The sequence below is a fragment of the Kribbella sp. VKM Ac-2568 genome (genome assembly GCF_004345365.1).
Taxonomy (GTDB): Bacteria; Actinomycetota; Actinomycetes; order Propionibacteriales; family Kribbellaceae; genus Kribbella; species Kribbella orskensis.
The window spans coordinates 450,541-466,460 of record NZ_SLVF01000001.1 but is presented as its reverse complement, the minus strand read 5'-3'; the positions used below and the strand labels follow the sequence as shown (position 1 = coordinate 466,460).

13 protein-coding genes are annotated in these 15,920 nt (G+C 69.4%); 8 read left to right on the top strand and 5 right to left on the bottom strand.

Annotation, left to right across the window (positions count from 1 at the left end; genetic code table 11):
• Positions 1 to 30: 30 nt before the first annotated feature.
• Together EV648_RS02200 and EV648_RS02195 are read right to left on the bottom strand one after the other, a co-directional pair.
• Entirely contained in the window at positions 31 to 699 is a 669-nt protein-coding gene (locus EV648_RS02200) for a response regulator transcription factor (RefSeq protein WP_132284470.1), read from the bottom strand.
• On the bottom strand, positions 696 to 1,499 hold the full coding sequence (locus tag EV648_RS02195) for a sensor histidine kinase (protein ID WP_241994821.1): 804 nt from the start codon (positions 1,497 to 1,499) through the stop codon (positions 696 to 698). The genes EV648_RS02200 and EV648_RS02195 overlap by 4 nt, the downstream gene beginning before the upstream one ends.
• Before the next feature lie 137 nt (positions 1,500 to 1,636).
• On the opposite strand from EV648_RS02195, the gene EV648_RS02190 reads away from it, so the two are divergent.
• Positions 1,637 to 2,344, top strand: coding sequence for an ABC transporter ATP-binding protein (locus EV648_RS02190; RefSeq protein WP_132284468.1), 708 nt, complete (start codon positions 1,637 to 1,639; stop codon positions 2,342 to 2,344).
• Positions 2,341 to 4,677, top strand: a complete 2,337-nt coding sequence (locus EV648_RS02185; RefSeq protein ID WP_132284467.1) for an FtsX-like permease family protein — start codon at positions 2,341 to 2,343, stop codon at positions 4,675 to 4,677. The genes EV648_RS02190 and EV648_RS02185 overlap by 4 nt, the downstream gene beginning before the upstream one ends.
• A 71-nt stretch (positions 4,678 to 4,748) precedes the next feature.
• Here the strand turns inward: EV648_RS02185 and EV648_RS02180 are convergent, their stop codons facing one another.
• A complete protein-coding gene (locus EV648_RS02180; RefSeq protein WP_132284466.1) occupies positions 4,749 to 6,185 on the bottom strand; it encodes a wax ester/triacylglycerol synthase family O-acyltransferase in 1,437 nt (478 codons plus the stop codon).
• Positions 6,186 to 6,293: 108 nt separating this feature from the next.
• Positions 6,294 to 7,721 (bottom strand): beta-N-acetylhexosaminidase, encoded by a 1,428-nt coding sequence (locus EV648_RS02175; RefSeq protein WP_132284465.1) that lies wholly within the window; start codon positions 7,719 to 7,721, stop codon positions 6,294 to 6,296.
• 182 nt (positions 7,722 to 7,903) lie between these two features.
• Between EV648_RS02175 and EV648_RS02170 the strand changes: the two genes are divergently transcribed.
• Positions 7,904 to 9,160: an MFS transporter gene (locus EV648_RS02170; RefSeq protein WP_132284464.1), complete on the top strand. Its 1,257-nt coding sequence runs from the start codon at positions 7,904 to 7,906 to the stop codon at positions 9,158 to 9,160.
• Here EV648_RS02170 and EV648_RS02165 read toward each other — a convergent pair.
• Positions 9,148 to 10,014 (bottom strand): GNAT family N-acetyltransferase, encoded by an 867-nt coding sequence (locus EV648_RS02165; protein ID WP_199234389.1) that lies wholly within the window; start codon positions 10,012 to 10,014, stop codon positions 9,148 to 9,150. The two genes, EV648_RS02170 and EV648_RS02165, sit on opposite strands and share 13 nt — an antisense overlap.
• A 123-nt stretch (positions 10,015 to 10,137) precedes the next feature.
• On the opposite strand from EV648_RS02165, the gene EV648_RS02160 reads away from it, so the two are divergent.
• From EV648_RS02160 to EV648_RS02140, 5 genes are all read left to right on the top strand, one after another.
• The gene (locus tag EV648_RS02160) at positions 10,138 to 10,836 is read left to right on the top strand and encodes a class I SAM-dependent methyltransferase (protein WP_132284462.1); all 699 of its coding nucleotides are present in this window, start codon (positions 10,138 to 10,140) and stop codon (positions 10,834 to 10,836) included.
• Between the two features lie 103 nt (positions 10,837 to 10,939).
• Positions 10,940 to 11,491, top strand: a complete 552-nt coding sequence (locus EV648_RS02155) for a hypothetical protein (protein ID WP_132284460.1) — start codon at positions 10,940 to 10,942, stop codon at positions 11,489 to 11,491.
• The gene (locus EV648_RS02150) at positions 11,481 to 12,743 is read left to right on the top strand and encodes an ABC transporter substrate-binding protein (protein ID WP_132284458.1); all 1,263 of its coding nucleotides are present in this window, start codon (positions 11,481 to 11,483) and stop codon (positions 12,741 to 12,743) included. Before EV648_RS02155 ends, EV648_RS02150 begins: the two co-directional genes overlap by 11 nt.
• Positions 12,743 to 14,518, top strand: coding sequence for a sugar ABC transporter permease (locus EV648_RS02145; RefSeq protein WP_132284457.1), 1,776 nt, complete (start codon positions 12,743 to 12,745; stop codon positions 14,516 to 14,518). The genes EV648_RS02150 and EV648_RS02145 overlap by 1 nt, the downstream gene beginning before the upstream one ends.
• Positions 14,515 to 15,840, top strand: coding sequence for a hypothetical protein (locus EV648_RS02140; protein ID WP_241994820.1), 1,326 nt, complete (start codon positions 14,515 to 14,517; stop codon positions 15,838 to 15,840). Before EV648_RS02145 ends, EV648_RS02140 begins: the two co-directional genes overlap by 4 nt.
• Positions 15,841 to 15,920 lie beyond the last annotated feature (80 nt).

The window sequence follows — 15,920 nt, the reverse complement described above, 5'->3', positions numbered from 1 at the left end:
TTCGCGTTATATGTAAGGCGATCTGGTCGATCAGCTTCGTTCCGGCGTGACCAGGCCGGTTTCGTAGGCGAGGACGACAGCTTGGGCTCGGTCACGGAGTGACAGTTTGGCGAAGATCCGGGCAACGTGGGTCTTCACCGTCGCCTCGCTGAGAGTCAGCTCCCTGGCGAGCTCCGCGTTGGACAGGCCGTGGCCCATCAGGGTGAGGACTTCGAGTTCCCGCGGCGTCAGTGCGGCGAGGTCGCGGTGGATCGCGGGTTGCGACGGCACGTGCTCCGACACCGCGAACCGTTCGACCAGGCGGCGGGTGATGGAGGGAGCGAGCAGCGCGTCACCGGTGTTGACCAGGCGGACCGCGTTGGCGAGGTGTTCGGGTGTGACGTCCTTCAGCAGGAACCCGCTGGCCCCCGCGGCCAGAGCGGCGTACACATAGCGATCCAGGTCGAAGGTGGTGAGCATCAGGACGCGGCAGTCCGGCGCCTCGGCGAGGATGCGCCGGGTGGCTTCCAGGCCGTCCATGGTCGGCATCCGGATGTCCATCAGTACGACGTCCGGTCGCAGCCGGCGTACCGCCTCGACCGCCTCAGCGCCATCGGCGGCTTCACCGACCACCTCGATGCCCCGCGCGGTCAGGATCATCCGGAACCCGATCCGCACCAGCGCCTGGTCGTCCGCGATCACGACCCGCGGTTCCGTCATGGGCGTTCCAGCGGGATCTTGGCCCGGACCCGGAACCCGCCGCCGATTCTGCGCCTGGCGTCGAGGTCGCCGCCGTACACCGCCACCCGCTGTCTCAACCCGAGCAGTCCTCGGCCCTCGGAGTCGTTCCTGGCCTGAGCCGGATGCCCGCCGGACAGGACACTCGGCCCGGTGTTCAGCACCTCGACGCGCAGCGCGTGGTCGGCGTATCGCACCGTCACCTCCGCCTTCACGCCGTCGCCGTGCTTCAGCGCATTGGTCAGCGCCTCCTGGATGATCCGGTACGCCGTGACGTCGACCCCCGCGGGAAGCGGTCGCGGCTCGCCCGAGATGCGGACCTCGACCGGCAGGCCGGCGAACGCAATCCGGTCGATCAGCGGGCTCAACCGGCGCAGACTGGGCTGCGGCGACAACTGTTCGTCGTCCTGGCCGTCGGACGACGGGGCGAGCAACCCGAGCAGGTGCCGTAGCTCGGTCATCGTGTCGCGTCCGGCCGCCTCGACCGCGAGCAGCGCCGCCTCGGCATCGGCCGGATCCGTCGCGAGTACATGCCGGGCCGCGCCGGCCTGGATCACCATGACGCTCACGTTGTGGCTGACGATGTCGTGCAGGTCCTGGGCGATCCTGGCCCGCTCGGCGTCGACCGCGTTCCGCGCGGCGCTCTCCCGTTCCCGTTCCAGCAGCCAGCCGCGTTCCTCGAACGCTCTGGCGTGAGCCCGCCTGGCCCGGACGAGTGCGACCGCCAGCAGCACGGCGGCGAGCAGGGCCACCACCGCGATCGGCAGCCAGATCGTGAACACATGGACCACTGTCCCAAGGAGCCCCGGTTTCCGCATCCTCCGCAGGTGGCACGCCGTACATCTCCAGGATGACAGGGCGGGAACGTTACGTCCGCAGACTGACGTCCGGCGAGCGCGGCTGCGCCTAGCTTGAACGCATGACGGATGACGAAGGCAACGGACAGGCAGTCGTTCAGCTCAGCGGGGTGCGCAAGGAGTACGGCGAATCCGTCGCGTTGGACGGGGTGTCGCTGGAGATCCACGCCGGCGAGGCGGTGGCAGTGATGGGGCCGTCCGGCAGCGGCAAGTCCACACTGCTCAGCATGGTCGCGGGACTGGACCGGCCGACCTCTGGGTCCGTCGTGGTGCACGGCGAGGACCTGGGCACGCTCAACGAGAAGGGCCTGGCGCTCTACCGCCGTCGCCGGATCGGCATGATCTTTCAGTTCTTCAATCTGCTCGACGATCTGTCGGCGCTCGACAATGTCGCACTGGCCGCGCAGCTGACCGGCACCTCGGCATCGCACGCCCGGAAGCGCGCGCTCGAACTCTTCGAAGAGCTCGGCATCGCGAGCCGCCAGAACACGTACCCGGCCCAGCTGAGCGGTGGCGAGCGGCAACGTGTCGCGGTCGCCAGGGCGCTGATGAACCGCCCGGCGGTGCTGCTGGCCGACGAGCCGACCGGCGCGTTGGACACGCGTGCCGGCGAGCAGGTGATGGATCTGCTGCTCGACCTCAACCAGATCGGCCAAACGCTGCTGCTGGTGACGCACGACCAGCAGCTCGCGACTCGGTGCGCCAGCCGCCTGATCGAGGTCGTCGACGGACAGGTCGCCCGCGAGCGCAGCCTGGAGCGTACGGCGTGAGCGCCGTCTGGACGGTGTCGCGAGCAGCGGTACGACGCCGCAGGCTCCAGACGCTCGTGATCGGTGTCGTCGTCGCACTGTCCACCACGATGATCGTGGTGGCACTCGGCCTCCTGGCAGCCTCGACAGGTCCTTTCGACCAGGCGTACTCGCGGCAAAGCGGTGCACACCTCGTGGCGTCGTACGACCGGACCAAGGTCTCGGACAACCAGCTCACCGCAACTGCACGAACCGCTGAGGCCTCGGCAGGCCCGTTCGGTATCGCCACCCTTGACCTGAACGTTGGCGGACCTCCGCTGTCACTTGTTGTGGTAGGCCGCGGGGACGCCGGCGGGCCGGTCGACCGCCTCAACGTGTGGGAAGGCCGCTGGCCGGACAAGCCGGGCGAGATCGTGCTCAACCGGAACCCGGTCACCTCCAGTCGCGGACGCGGCGCGCCGGCGGTGGGGAACCAGCTCACCGTGCCTGGTGGTCCCACGCTGACCGTCGTCGGATTCGCGTACAGCGTGAGCGAGTCGGCCGACGCGTGGGTGACGCCTGAGCAGATGACCGCGTTGAAGCCGACCGCCAGTCAGATGCTCTACCGCTTCACTCAGTCGGCGACCAACGCGCAGGTCGCGGCAGGCGAGTCCGCGGTGACGGCCGGATTGCCGTCGGGCGCGCTGCTCGGCACGCAGTCGTACCTGGTTCTGAGGGCGGTTGCCACCGGCGAACCGAACACGTTCGTGCCGTTCCTACTGGTGTTCGGTTGGCTCGGGCTGGCGGTCGCCGTACTCATCGTCGCCAATGTGGTGAGTGGTGCGGTGGTGGCCGGGTTCCGGCATATCGGCGTACTCAAGGCCCTGGGATTCACGCCCACGCAGGTGATGGCGGTCTATCTCGCGATGATCTCCATTCCGGCGATCGTCGGTTGTGCGCTCGGAGTTGTCCTCGGCAACGTTCTCGCGGAGTCCTTACTGACAAGGGCTTTCGAGAACTATGGCGCCGAGGGCGTCGGCGTACCCGTCTGGGTGGACGTGGCGGCGCTGGTCGGCGTACCGCTGCTGGTCGCGCTGTCCGCGCTCGTGCCTTCGCTGCGAGCCCGCAGTCTGTCGGCCGCCGAGGCGATCAGTGCGGGCAGCGCACCCCGGGCCGGTCGTGGTCTGCGCGCTCAGCGTTGGCTCAGCGGCACGCGGCTGCCGCGGTCGGTGAGCCTTGGCCTCGGGCTGCCGTTCGCCCGTCCGGCGCGCACCGCCCTGACACTGGCAGCCGTCGTCCTTGGCGTGACGAGTGTGACGTTGGCAGTAGGCCTCGGGAAGTCGTTGACCACCTACCAGACCGCCGCGAGCCGGGCCGGCGCCGTCGACCTGACGATGTTCGGTGGGAGGGCGGAGAACGGTTCGCCGCTGGTTCCGGAGGGTGTTTCGCCGGCAGGACCCGTCGCAAAGTTGAGTGACTCCGCAGATGAGGCACTGCTGCGGTCGTCGGCGGGTGCTCTCTATGTGACGGCTAGCCATGATCTCCCGATGCGGTTGGCCGGGACGAAGCAGGACCTGCGGGTCACCTTCTATCGCGGAGACTCGAACCAGCTCGGCTATCGGGTGCTGGAGGGCCGCTGGCCCGACGGACCAGGGCAGGTGGCCGTGTCCGAACGGTTCCTGCGGCAACGGGGCGTCGCGGTCGGCGACACGATCGCGCTGCAGTCCGGCGGCAAGAACACGCAGGTGCGGATCGTTGCCAAGGTGCTGTACAACTCGGGCGAAGAGGTGTTGTCGAACTGGGAGACGCTCGCGCTCGTCGCGCCTGGCACCGAGGCGACCACGTACGAGATCCAGCTCAAGCCGGGCACCGACATCGATGCGTTTGTCAAAGCCGTCCAGGCCGGCGACTCCGGCCTGGAGGAGGTGCCGGGCCAGGATGCGGGCCCGTTCATCGCGATCGTCCTGGCCACCGTCATCCTGCTCACTCTGATGCTCGGGACCGTGGCCGCGCTCGGTGTCTTCAACACCGTCGTCCTGAACACCCGCGAACGCCGCCGCGACCTGGGCATGCTCAAGTCAATCGGCATGACACCCGCCCAGGTCACGATCATGGTGGTGACGTCCATGGCCGCCCTCGGAGCCGTCGGCGGCCTGCTCGGCATCCCGATCGGCATCATCGCCCACCGCCTGGTCGTCCCCGCGATGGCGAACGGCGCCCAGGTCGAGATCCCCGACTTCATGCTCGACGTCTATCCTTTGGGCCTACTCGCCCTCCTGGTCCTGGCCGGCATCGCCATCGCCGCCCTAGGCGCCTTCCTTCCAGCGCGCTCCGCCGCCAGAGCCACCATCGCCGAAGTCCTCCACAACGAGTGACTGCCGGTCGCCGTTGGTAGGAATGCCTGCATGGCTGATCGACCGCGCCTGCTCCTACTCCCGCTGCCGTACTAGAGAGTCTCTAGCTCGGCGAGCGACGTCTCCAGGTGGGCGAGGAGGCGTTGCAGGTGGGGCACGGTGGCGCGGCAGCCGGTGAGGCCGAAGTGCAGTTGGTGGTCGTAGCTGGTCACGCTGATGTTGAGGGCCTGGCCGTTCAGGACGATCGACGCCGGGTACATCCCGAGCAGACGCGAGCGGTTCCAGTACAGCGGGCTCTCGATCGGCCCGGGGATGTTGGAGATCACCACGTTGTACGGCGGGGTGGTGCGGCCGGCCAGTCCCGGGATCACTGCGGCGGGTCCCGCCGAGCCGAGGCCGAGTGCTCCGATCATCAAGTTCTGCAGGGGTGTCAGCTCGGACAGCACGCCTTTGCCGTAGGTGGTCGAGTCCATGATGCGGCCGATCCGGCGCTCGGGGTCCCGCTCGTCGGTGGCGAGATCCGCGATCAGCGTCGCGAGGGAGTTGCCACCGCCCGGCGCCTCCTTGTCGGAACCGCGCAGCGACACCGGCACCATCGCCGTCAGCCCCTTGTCCGGCAGGGCGTTCAGCTCCAGCAGGTAGTTGCGCAGGGCACCTGAACACATCGCCAGCATCACGTCGTTGAGAGTGGCGCCGGTGATCGCGCGGACCTTCTCGAGTCGCTCCATCGGCCAGGACTGCGCGGCGAACCGCCGGGCCCCGGTGATCGGCTGGTTGAAGATCGTCTGCGGAGCCTGGAACGCCACCGACGAGTGTTCGTGCTGCAGCGCCCGCAGAGCACCCCGCACACCGACCGGCGACAACCCGACGAGATCCGCCAGCACTTGCCCGGCACCACCCACCGTCCGTCCGGCCGCCGCGACCAGACCGACCGGGGAGAATCCGGCGGGCGCATTCGCCGGGGTGAGCCCGGTCGCCGCGGTCTCCTGCTCGGGCAACGCGTACGGCGCCGGCATACCGGTCCGGGCCGGATCCGGGCTGAGCATCTGCTGCATCCAGCGGAGCGCGGTGACGCCGTCCATCATCGAATGGTGGACCTTGGTGTAGACCGCGAACCGGCGGCCCTGCACCCCTTCGATCAGCTGCATCTCCCACAACGGCCGCCGCCGGTCGAGCAGCATGCCGTGCAACCTGCTGGTGAGCTCGAACAACTCCCGGTACCGCGCGGGCCGGGCCAGCCCGGACAGCCGGGCGTGGTACTCGAGGTCGATCTGCTGATCCTGCCGCCACGACCAGTAGCCGAGGTCGAGCGGCCGGTTCCGGACCCGCCGGGTGAAGACCGGGTTGACCGTCTGGTCCTCGACGATGTCCTCGTAGAGCCGCGACATGTAGTCCCGCGTCCCGTCCGGGAACACCTGGTCGCGAGCGCCGGCCGGCAGCTCGAACAACATCAGCCCGCCGACGTGCATCGGCTGCTCGCGCGTCTCCCCCAGCAAGAACATCGCATCCAGCGGCCCCACCGCGCTCATCAGCCCTCCCGCTCTCCAGCTGCCCTCTGCAAGCTATGACTTAACTGCCGGGACAGCAAACGGCGGGGGTACCTCCTCTCTGGAGGCACCCCCGCCGTTGCGTGGTCGTCAGTCCAGCGGGCGGTAGTTCAGGCCGAGGGACTCGATCCGGCTCAGGTGCGGGCGCAGCCGGGTGAGGAAGTCGTCGTACGACGTCTTCGGGGAGCCCCAGGCGCGTTCGGCGAAGGCGCTGAGGCGGGGCAGGAGCATGTAGCCGACCTGGTCGGGGCCTTCCATGTACTCCGTCCAGACCTGGCACTGGGTGCCGACGATGCGGGCCTGCTCCTCGGCGGTCAGGCCGGGCGGGATCACCTCGAAGTCGTACACCTTCTCCAGCGGGGTGAAGTGGCCGATCGCCAGTGGCTCGGTCTCCGGGTCGCCCTGGTAGTAGTCGAAGTACACCGACTGGTTCGGCGCCATCACCACGTCGTGGCCGGCCTTGGCCGCCACCTCACCGCGGTCGGGGCCACGCCAGGCCATGATCACGGCGTCCTTCGGGCAGTCCGTCTCGACCATCTCGTCCCAGCCGACCAGCCGCCGGCCGTCCTCGGTGAGCACCGCCGCGACCTGCGCGGTGAACCAGCCCTGGAGCTGCCCGGCGTCGGTCAGCCCGAGCTCTGCCTGCCGCGCCTGCGCCGCCTCCGCAGTACGCCACTGCACGTCCGGGCACTCGTCGCCGCCGAGGTGGATGTACGGGCCGGGGAAGATCTCCAGCACCTCGCGCAGTACCGTCCGGACGAACTCGACCGTCTCGTCGTTGACGTTCAGCACGTCGTCGCTGATGCCCCAGATCTGCCGTACACCGAGCTGGGTGTCCGGGTTGTTGCCGAGCTCCGGGTACGCCGCGATCGCCGCCTGCATGTGGCCCGGCAGGTCGATCTCGGGGACGACGGTGATCCCGCGCTCGGCGGCGTACGCGACGATCTCGCGCAGGTCGTCCTTGGTGTAGAAGCCGCCGTGCCGCGTCCCGTCGTAGCTGAACTCGGTCTGACCGTGCGACATCTTGCCGACCATGGTCTCCGGCCGCCAGGCGCCGACCTCGGTGAGCTTCGGGTACGCGTCGATCTGCACCCGCCAGCCCTGGTCGTCGGTGAGGTGCAGGTGCAGCACGTTCATCCGGTGCAGGGCGATCGCGTCGATGATCCGGAGGACGAAGTCCTTCGGCATGAAGTGCCGCGCGACGTCGAGCATCATCCCGCGCCACGCGAAGGCCGGCGCGTCCGCGATCCGCACCGCCGGTACGGCGACCGCCCCGTCCTCGGCCGGTACGGCGGAGTCCAGCAACTGCCGGTAGGTCTGCTCGGCGTGCCGGAGCGCGTCCTCCGAACCGGCGGACAGGCGCGCGCCCTGAGGCGTCACGTCGATCCGGTACTCGGTCTCGCCGAGGTTCTCCACCACGGTCCGGACGGCGTCGGCGGCCGGATCCGAGGTGATCCACTGGCCGTCTTCGGTGACGAGCTCGCGGGGGGCTGGGACGATCGCGATCGGTTCGGACATCCGGACTCCAGTCAGGGTCGATGCTGGCACGTCGGTGCGACCCTACCCGCGCAGACCACCGCGGGCACAGGTCAGGTCCACGCTCCGAACTGCGCACAAGTCATCCGCAGGAGCACTGCCGAGCAGTTCTGCGCCGCGCTAATCCTGCTGCCGGGACGGCGTTCCGATGAGAAGGTGAGCGGGTGACCGCCGACTCCGCCCGCCCCGCCGACGCAGTACCGACGACCGCTGCCGACCTGCAGCGCGGGACGTTGCGCGTGCTCGTGGTCAGCAACGTGCTCGGCGGAGTGGCCGTGGCGAGCGGGTTCGCCGTCGCCGGACTGCTCGCGGAGAACATCTCGGGGTCGACGTCGATGGCCGGGCTCGTCGCCACCTCGACCACGCTCGGGGCGGCGATCCTCGCAGTACCGCTCGCGCGCCTCGCCCGATCGCAGGGACGCCGGGTGTCGCTCACGATCGGCTATCTGATCGCGGTCGCCGGCGCGCTGCTCAGCATCGTCGCGGCGCAGATCGACTCACTCGCCCTGCTGCTGCTCGCCGGCTGCCTGTTCGGCAGCGGCTCCGCCTCCAACCTGCAGGCCCGGTACGCCGCGACGGATGCGGCTGACCCCAAGCACGTGGCCAGGTCCCTCTCACTGGTGGTCTGGGCGACCACCATCGGTGTCGTGGTCGGGCCCAACCTCACCGGCGTCGGCGGCTCGGTCGGTACGTCGGTCGGCGTGATGGCACTCGCCGGGCCGTACATCTTCTCGGTGGTGGCCTTCTCTCTCGCGCTGGCGGTCGTGTGGATGGGGCTGCGCCGGCTGCAGCAAGCGACCGTGCGGACCAAGGTGGAGCGGCAGCCGCTGGCAACGACCTTCCGCCGGGTGATGGTGATTCCCCAAGCCCGCTTGGGGTTGCTCTCGATCGCCGCCGCGCACTCCGTGATGGTCGGCGTGATGTCGATGACCTCGGTGCACCTGCGGCACCACGGCGCCTCGCTGACGATCGTGGGGTTCGTCATCAGCGCTCACGTGGCCGGCATGTACGCCCTGTCCCCGGTGATGGGCTGGCTGGCCGACCGGATCGGCCGTATCCCCACCATCGGCGTCGGCCTGGCCATCCTGGCCGTGGCGATGACGTGTGCAGCGTTGGCGCCGGACGAGGCGCACAGCCTCACCGGGCTCGCGCTGGTCCTCCTCGGCCTCGGCTGGTCCGCCTGCCTCGTGGCGGGGTCCACCTTGCTGTCCCGGTCGGTGCCGGAGGACATCCGCACCTCGGCACAAGGGCTGTCGGACCTGACCATGGGCGTCTTCGCCTCCATCGCGGGCATCGCCGCCGGCCCGGTTCTCGCCCACCTCGGCTTCCACTGGCTCGCCGTGCTCTGCGGCATGTTGCTCATCCCGGTCGCGGTGCTGGCCGTGGCGACCCCGGCGAAGCTATTGCCTCAGGCAACGTAGAGCCTGGTCCTCGCGCCCGGCTTGAAACCGATGGACTGGTAGAGCGCCCGCGCCGAGGGATAGCCGTCGTCGCCGCGCGGGCAGACCCTGGCGTCGGTGCCGCCGGCGTCGCGCAGGGCGTGCAGCGCGGCAAGGTTGACCGCCTGCCCCAACCCCCGACGCCTGTACTCCGGGGCGCAGCCGACCGGCTCCACCAGACCGACACCATGCACCTCGTCGAGCCAGATCAGCGCGCTGGCCGCGAACTCGCCGTTCGGGGCCTCGACGATCCAGTCGAGTTCGGGTCGGTAGGGCCAGGTGCTCATCACCGCGGCGAAGTCCTCGTCGGTCACCTTCGACGGACCCCAGTCGGACCAAGCGGCTCGATGACCCGCCCCCCGCTTCTCCACCTCATCCGGTCGCACGTGCCGGAGGGTGAACCCGTCGGGCACCACCGGAGTACGGAGATCGCTCAACGACAGGTCGTGGTGCGTGAAGAACGGGGCCTCGTCGTCGGGGTGGAACCCGGCAGTCTCCAACGCGGAGATGAGGTGGGTCTCCTCCTCGAGGACGCTGCAGGCTCCCTCGGGGGCTAGTGCCCGATACCAGGCGATGACCTCGGCGGCGACCTCGGGCCGGACCGGGTCGACGACGAGCAGGAGGTGGTCGGGCAACTCCGCCCAGCCCCAGGCAACCACCTGGCCTTCGTCCTCCCACAGCGCAGTACGCCAGGTGTGCCCGCGCCGGCCGACATTCACGCTGCGCTCCCACGCCACGTCACCGACGTGCAAACGCGATCGTGGACTCCAGGTCCGCTGCACCAGGTCCTGCATCAACCGGAGATCGTCGGGTCCCTCGTAGTCACGGCGTCGCACTCGAACCTCCGGATCAGCGAATCAGGCGGCCTAGCATTGCTGCTCGGGACCGCCTGCTCAATCTATATACGTTTCCCGGACCGCCGTCCTTTTGAGTTGCGGGAGGCAATTAAGGTCGTGAGTATGGCGAGCATCGCGGAGGGTGGGATTCCGAGTCCCAACATCTGGCATCACCCCGGCGTCTACGAGGTGGAGAACCGGGCGGTCGATCCGGACGGCGTGCTCGAGCCGGCGATGCGGCAGGTGCGGGACTGGGCCGGGGCGACGGTGCTCGACCTGGGCTGCGGTACCGGGTTCCATCTGCCGATGTTCGCGGCGACCGCTGCGCGGGTGATCGGGGTCGAGCCGCACGGCGACCTGGCGGATGCGGCGCGGCGGCGGACCAAGGATCTGGCGAACGTCGAGGTCCGGCAGGGGACCGCGCAGAAACTGCCGGTCGGGGGCGCGTCGGTGGACGTGATGCACGCGCGCTGGGCGTACTTCTTCGGCCCGGGCTGCGAGCCGGGGCTGGCCGAGCTGGACCGGGTGATGCGGCGCGGCGGAACGGCCTTCGTGATCGACAACGACGGCAGCCGGTCGACCTTCGGGCGGTGGTTCAGCGAGTGCTACCCGAAGATCAAGGCGGCCGAGGTGGAGCGGTTCTGGACCGCGCGCGGCTGGCTGCGGACCGAGCTCGACATGGGCTGGCGGTTCGAGCGGCGCGAGGATCTCGAAGCGGTGATCCGGATCGAGTTCAAGCCCGCCGACGCCGAGCGCATCATCGCCTCACACCGAGGCGTCGAGGTCGACTACGCCGTCAACCTCTGGAGCAAGACCTACTGAGAGCTCAGCCACCTACACGTCGGCGGCGCGCGGATCGGCTGCGGCGACCCGGTTGTCCCCCTAAGGTGAACATTCGCACCGACTGGGGAGGCGCCAGGCCGGAATGGACGGACTGCTGCTCGAAGGGTTGCCAGGCATACCGCGGCAACTCCGCATCGACGTAGGCGAGCAGCGAGCCCTGGTGGTCGCCAACGCGGCCGCTGCCCGGCAGGTGGCCGACGTCGTCGCCGGACTCGACGAACCTCCCCCGGGTGCCGTTGTGAAGACCAGTGGCGAGGTCCGTTTGGTCCCTGCCGAGGGCGGACTCCTGCCACACCTCACAGTGCTCGGCAACGTCGTCCACGGCCACACGGTGACTCACCGAGTGACGCGCCGCGCGGCCGCCGACGAATGCCGCGTCACTGCAACCCGCTGCGGCCTCGAGGACGTGCTGGAGCGCTACCCGCACGAGATCACCCCCGGCCGTCGCCGTCTGGCCGGAGTAGCTCGTGCACTCCGGGCACACCCCGCGGTGATCGTCCTCGAGGATGCCGCCGGCCTACCGACCTGGGGATCGTTGCTGCGGTTCGACCACAACCCCGAGCTCTGGTCCGCCGCTCTCCTGCTCATCACCACCGACCCGGCTCGTACTACGGGATTCCACCATGCCGAGTAGCCGCAGAGCCTTCCTGGGAGCCGCCGCCACGCTGGTAGCCGCCGGCTGCTCCGGTACTCCGGACGTGCTCGGCCTGCGCCGCAGTGTCCGGGTCGCCGTGAGCTGGAGTGGTACCGAGCTTCGCGCTTTCCACAGTGTGCTCGAGGGGCTCGGCGAGCTCGACTACCCGGTCGAGGTGATCCCGCTCGGCGACGACATCTCCACCGCCTTCGGCCCGCGTTCCGCCCGGCGACCGGACATCGTGATGCTCCCCCAGCCCGGGCTCGTCCCCGAGCACGTAGACGACCTGGAATCGATCCCGGATGACCTGGCGGCTCGTGGCCGGGCCCGGCTCTGGGACGAACTCCTGGTGGTCGACGGCACGACGTACGGGGTGCCGTTCAAGACCGCGCACAAGTCGGCCGTCTGGTACCGGCCGTCCATGCTGCAGAAGGTCGGGCTGGAGCCCCCGAAGCTCTGGTCCGACTGGCTCGAGCTCAACCGTTCCCTGTCACTGGCCGGCATCCGGCCGTTGTCGCTGGCGGCTGGGGACGGCTGGGTGCTCACGGACTCCCTGGAGAACGTGTTACTCGGCGCCTCGCCTTCGACGTACCGGGCGCTGGCGACTGCGGCGAAGCCCAAGCCGTCGGAACAGCCGCAGTTCGCGGCCGCGCTGAGGCTGCTGGGCACAATGTGGTCGGCCCCGGGGACGCTGGCTGGTGGGGTCGAGCGGTCGCTCGTGCAGCAGTTCCCCGACGCGATCGTCGAGGTGTTCGGGCATCGCCGGGCCGCGATGGTGCTCGCCTCGGACTTCGCCGAGCCCGTGGTGCGTTCCTTCGCCGCGGACCCGGCGGACATCGGGATGTTCACCTTCCCGCCGATCAGCCCGGGCGCCGCGGCTCCGGTGGTGGTCGGCGGTGACGTGATGGTGCTGCCGCGGCCGTCGACCGACGACGCCAAGGACCTGGTACGCCGCCTCGCCGACCCCGCCGCGGTGGATCCCTGGATCGCTTCCGGCGGATTCCTCGCCGACGGGCGGACCACGGGGTACTCCCCCGAGCTCACCCGACTGGCGGAGCAACTCGTGGCGCCCGGCACGTCGCTGCAGTTCGACCTGTCCGACCGGTTGAAGCGGCTGGGCGACATCAACGGGCTATGGCGAGTGCTGACGGACTTCCTGGTCCGGATCGGCAACCGCGGCAGCGACGTCGTACCGGGCGCAGTGGAGTCCGCGCTGGCCGAGCTTGCCGCCGTGGAGAAGGTGGAAGGCTGATGGGGCTGCAGAGCAATGGCCTGACGCTCGAAGTGGTCGGCCGGGAGATCAGTGGACGTCCAGTGCCGGGCAAACCGCGTCGACCGGCAGGACCTTATCTACTGGGCCTTCCTGCCTTGCTGTTGAGCAGTCTGCTGCTGATCCCCATCGGGGTGACGGTTGTCGCCGCCTTCCGACGGCCCGACGGTTCCTTCGGGCTAGGGAACTTCGCGGTGATGGGCGACCCGGCCGCACTGCATGCCGTCGGCAACAGCCTGGCCTGGATTGCGGTGGCGCTCGGACTGGTGGTGGTCGGCTTCCTGCTGGCTCTGGTGAGTTACCGGCTGCCTGGGTTGTCCACATTTCTCCAACCTGCGCTGGTGATTCCGTTCGCTGTCTCGGTGCTCGTGTCGGGGGCGACGTTCCGGTTGATCTACGACGCGTCGCCGGAGCGCGGGTCGGTGACAGCCGTCGCGACCCGGCTGTTCGGGTCGAGCCCGGTGTGGCTGGGGCCCGGGCTGTTCTGGCTGGTGCTGGTGTCGGCGTTCGGCTGGACCTGGCTCGGGTACGTCGTATCGCTGTTCCGCGCCGGCCTGGACGCCATCCCGGACGACGTGAGCCGGACTGTCGCTGCTGAAGGTGTCACGGGCTGGCGGCGCCTGTTCGCGCTCGAACTGCCGCTGCTGAGGCCGATCACCGGCGTGGTGACCCTGACACTCGTGATCGCCGCTGTGCGCGTCTTCGACCTCATACTCATCGTGGTGCCCGGGCCGATGCAGCGGGACGCGGACGTGCTTGGCCTGAACTGGTGGCGCGCCACTAGTACAGGAGAGCCGGCCGGTCGCACTGCGGCACTTGGTGTGGTGCTGTTCGCGATCGTGGCCGCGGTCGCGGTGATTGGCGTGCGCGGGCTGCGTCGGCGCCGGTGGGCGATGCCTGTCGCTGTGGTGAAGCCTGATCCGTCGCTGGGCCGGTCGAAGCCCAGTCGCCGGGTCCGGAGGATCGGGTGGACTGTCGGGTTCGCGGTCGGCCTGTTCTGGATCCTGCCGGCTGTCGTGCTCGTCGCCACGGCGCTGCACTCACCCCGTGAGGCAGGCCTTCATGGTTGGTGGTCCACGGCCGGGCTTGGGCTTGATTCCTTCGCTGCTGCGGCCAATGCGGGGCTGTTGCGGGCTCTGCTGTCCACTGTGCTGATCTCGGCTGTCGCGACGATCGTGCTGCTGGTCATCGCCGTACCGACCGCCTATCTGGTCGCCTGGGGCGGACTGCCTCAGTGCCTGGGGCGCGTGGTCACTTCTGCGTTCGTCGTGCTCGCCGTGACGCCAGTGCAGATGTACGCCGCGCCGCTGCGGGACGCAATCTCCGCCGCTGGGCTCGCCGGGTCGCGGGTCGCGCTGGCCTTGGTACACGCGGCTGCCGGGCTGCCGTTCGCGGTGTTGCTGTTGCGCTCGGCCTTTGCGTCGGCTCCCCCTGTGCTCGTTGCCGAGGCTCTCCAGGGGCCCGCGCGACAGAGCGCAGTACTGGCGACTGTGCAGCGGACGTATCGGCCCGCGTTGGTTGCCGTTGCCGTGCTGGAATTCGCGTTGGTGTGGAACGACTTCATCGTCGGCTTCTTGATCAGCGGCTCCGGTACTACGCCCTTGTCGCTGGTGTTGTGGGGCGAGGCGCGGCAGTTCGCGTCCTCGAGTGGAACAGTGGCGGCGGCTGCGGTGGTGGCGTCCGTGGTACCCGTTGTGCTGCTGTTGTCGTTCTGGCCGACCGTGGTGCGTGGGCTGACCGTGGGGAGCAAGCCGTGACTTTTCCTGCTGACGAAAAGGCTGGCGAGCAGCCGCCCGAGAAGCCCGCGAAACAAGAGCGGCGGCGCGGAGACTTCTTCGGGATCAGCGCGCTCGCGTCCGCACTGCTGTCCGGGCTCGCGGGCGACAAGCTGTCGCAGAGCCTCGACAGCGGCGGCTGGGTGAGTGTCGTCGGCTTCAGCCTGACGATCCTGTTCGCGCTGATCTGGGCGATCTACAACGCACCCGTCGGGCTGCGTCGCTTCCGCCGGTGGCGCGCCGGTACGCCGCACGAGCCCGGCGAACTCCGCACGGCGGCCGAAGAAGCCGAGCAGTGGTCGATCTCGCTCGGCTCGGACGCAGGTGGCATGGCTGCCGCCGAGTGGTTCCAGCAGCACGAACCACGGCTGCGGGAACTGCTGTCCCACGAGAAACCCCGGGATGAGAACGCGGACGACATCGCCCGGATCTGCGACGCCTTGGAGGGCTGGTACCTGCGCCGCCGGGAACCGGCTCTCCTGCTGGAGTTGAGCGAGTTCCTGTCGGCTGTGGCTGACGGTTGTGGCCGCCGGGACCTGGCAGAACTCGCCGCGGCCCGGGCGGCAACGGCGTACCGGCTGATGGGTGAGCTGGAGGCGGCGAGCACGCGGCTCGGGATCTCGGACAACGTCGCGCCCGCGCGGCGCGGGCACAGCCGGACGGCGGCGGCCCTGACCACGCGGCGGCAGGTCGAGCGGGCTCTGCTGCACCTGGCCCGCGCCGAGCAGGCACCAGCCGGCAACGACCGCGACGAGGCCGTCCTCAACGCCCGCGACCGCCTGGACGACGCACGGCTCAGTAGACCGGGCCCCGACTTCGCCGGCGAGATCGCCATCCACATCAACCTCGCGATCGTCCACCTCTACCAGCAGGACCCCGAGAGTGCGCTCGACCAGTTGCGCCCGGCCGCCGCGCAGGCGTCCTCGGCGGGCGACGCCAGTGGTCTCGCCCACGCTCTCGAGCTGACCGGCGTGGCCGCCTGGATGCAGCGGAACGCGCAGGAGGCCAAGAAGTGGTGGCAACAAGCCGAGCACCTCTACTCCGAGATCGACGAACGCGAAGGTCAGGCCCGCTGCCTCCAGCACCTCGGCTCAGCGGAAGTGGTAGCCGGCCGCCTGGACAACGCCCGAGCCATCCTGGAACAAAGCGCCACTCTCCGCGAGCCCGACAGCTCGCACCCCATCCTCACCAAGTACCTGAAAGCCACCCGCGACCCCACGGATCCCCAACCCGCCTTCCTCGAAGACTCCCCCCGCCACACCCCCTCCTGGCTCCACCATCTACTGAAGCGTTGGCGCTCCTGATCCCGCGCCAACAAGATGAACCGGGCGAGCTGTGGACAGGCTGACCAGGATTGTCGGCGGAGTCGCCTAGGTTTGTCGGC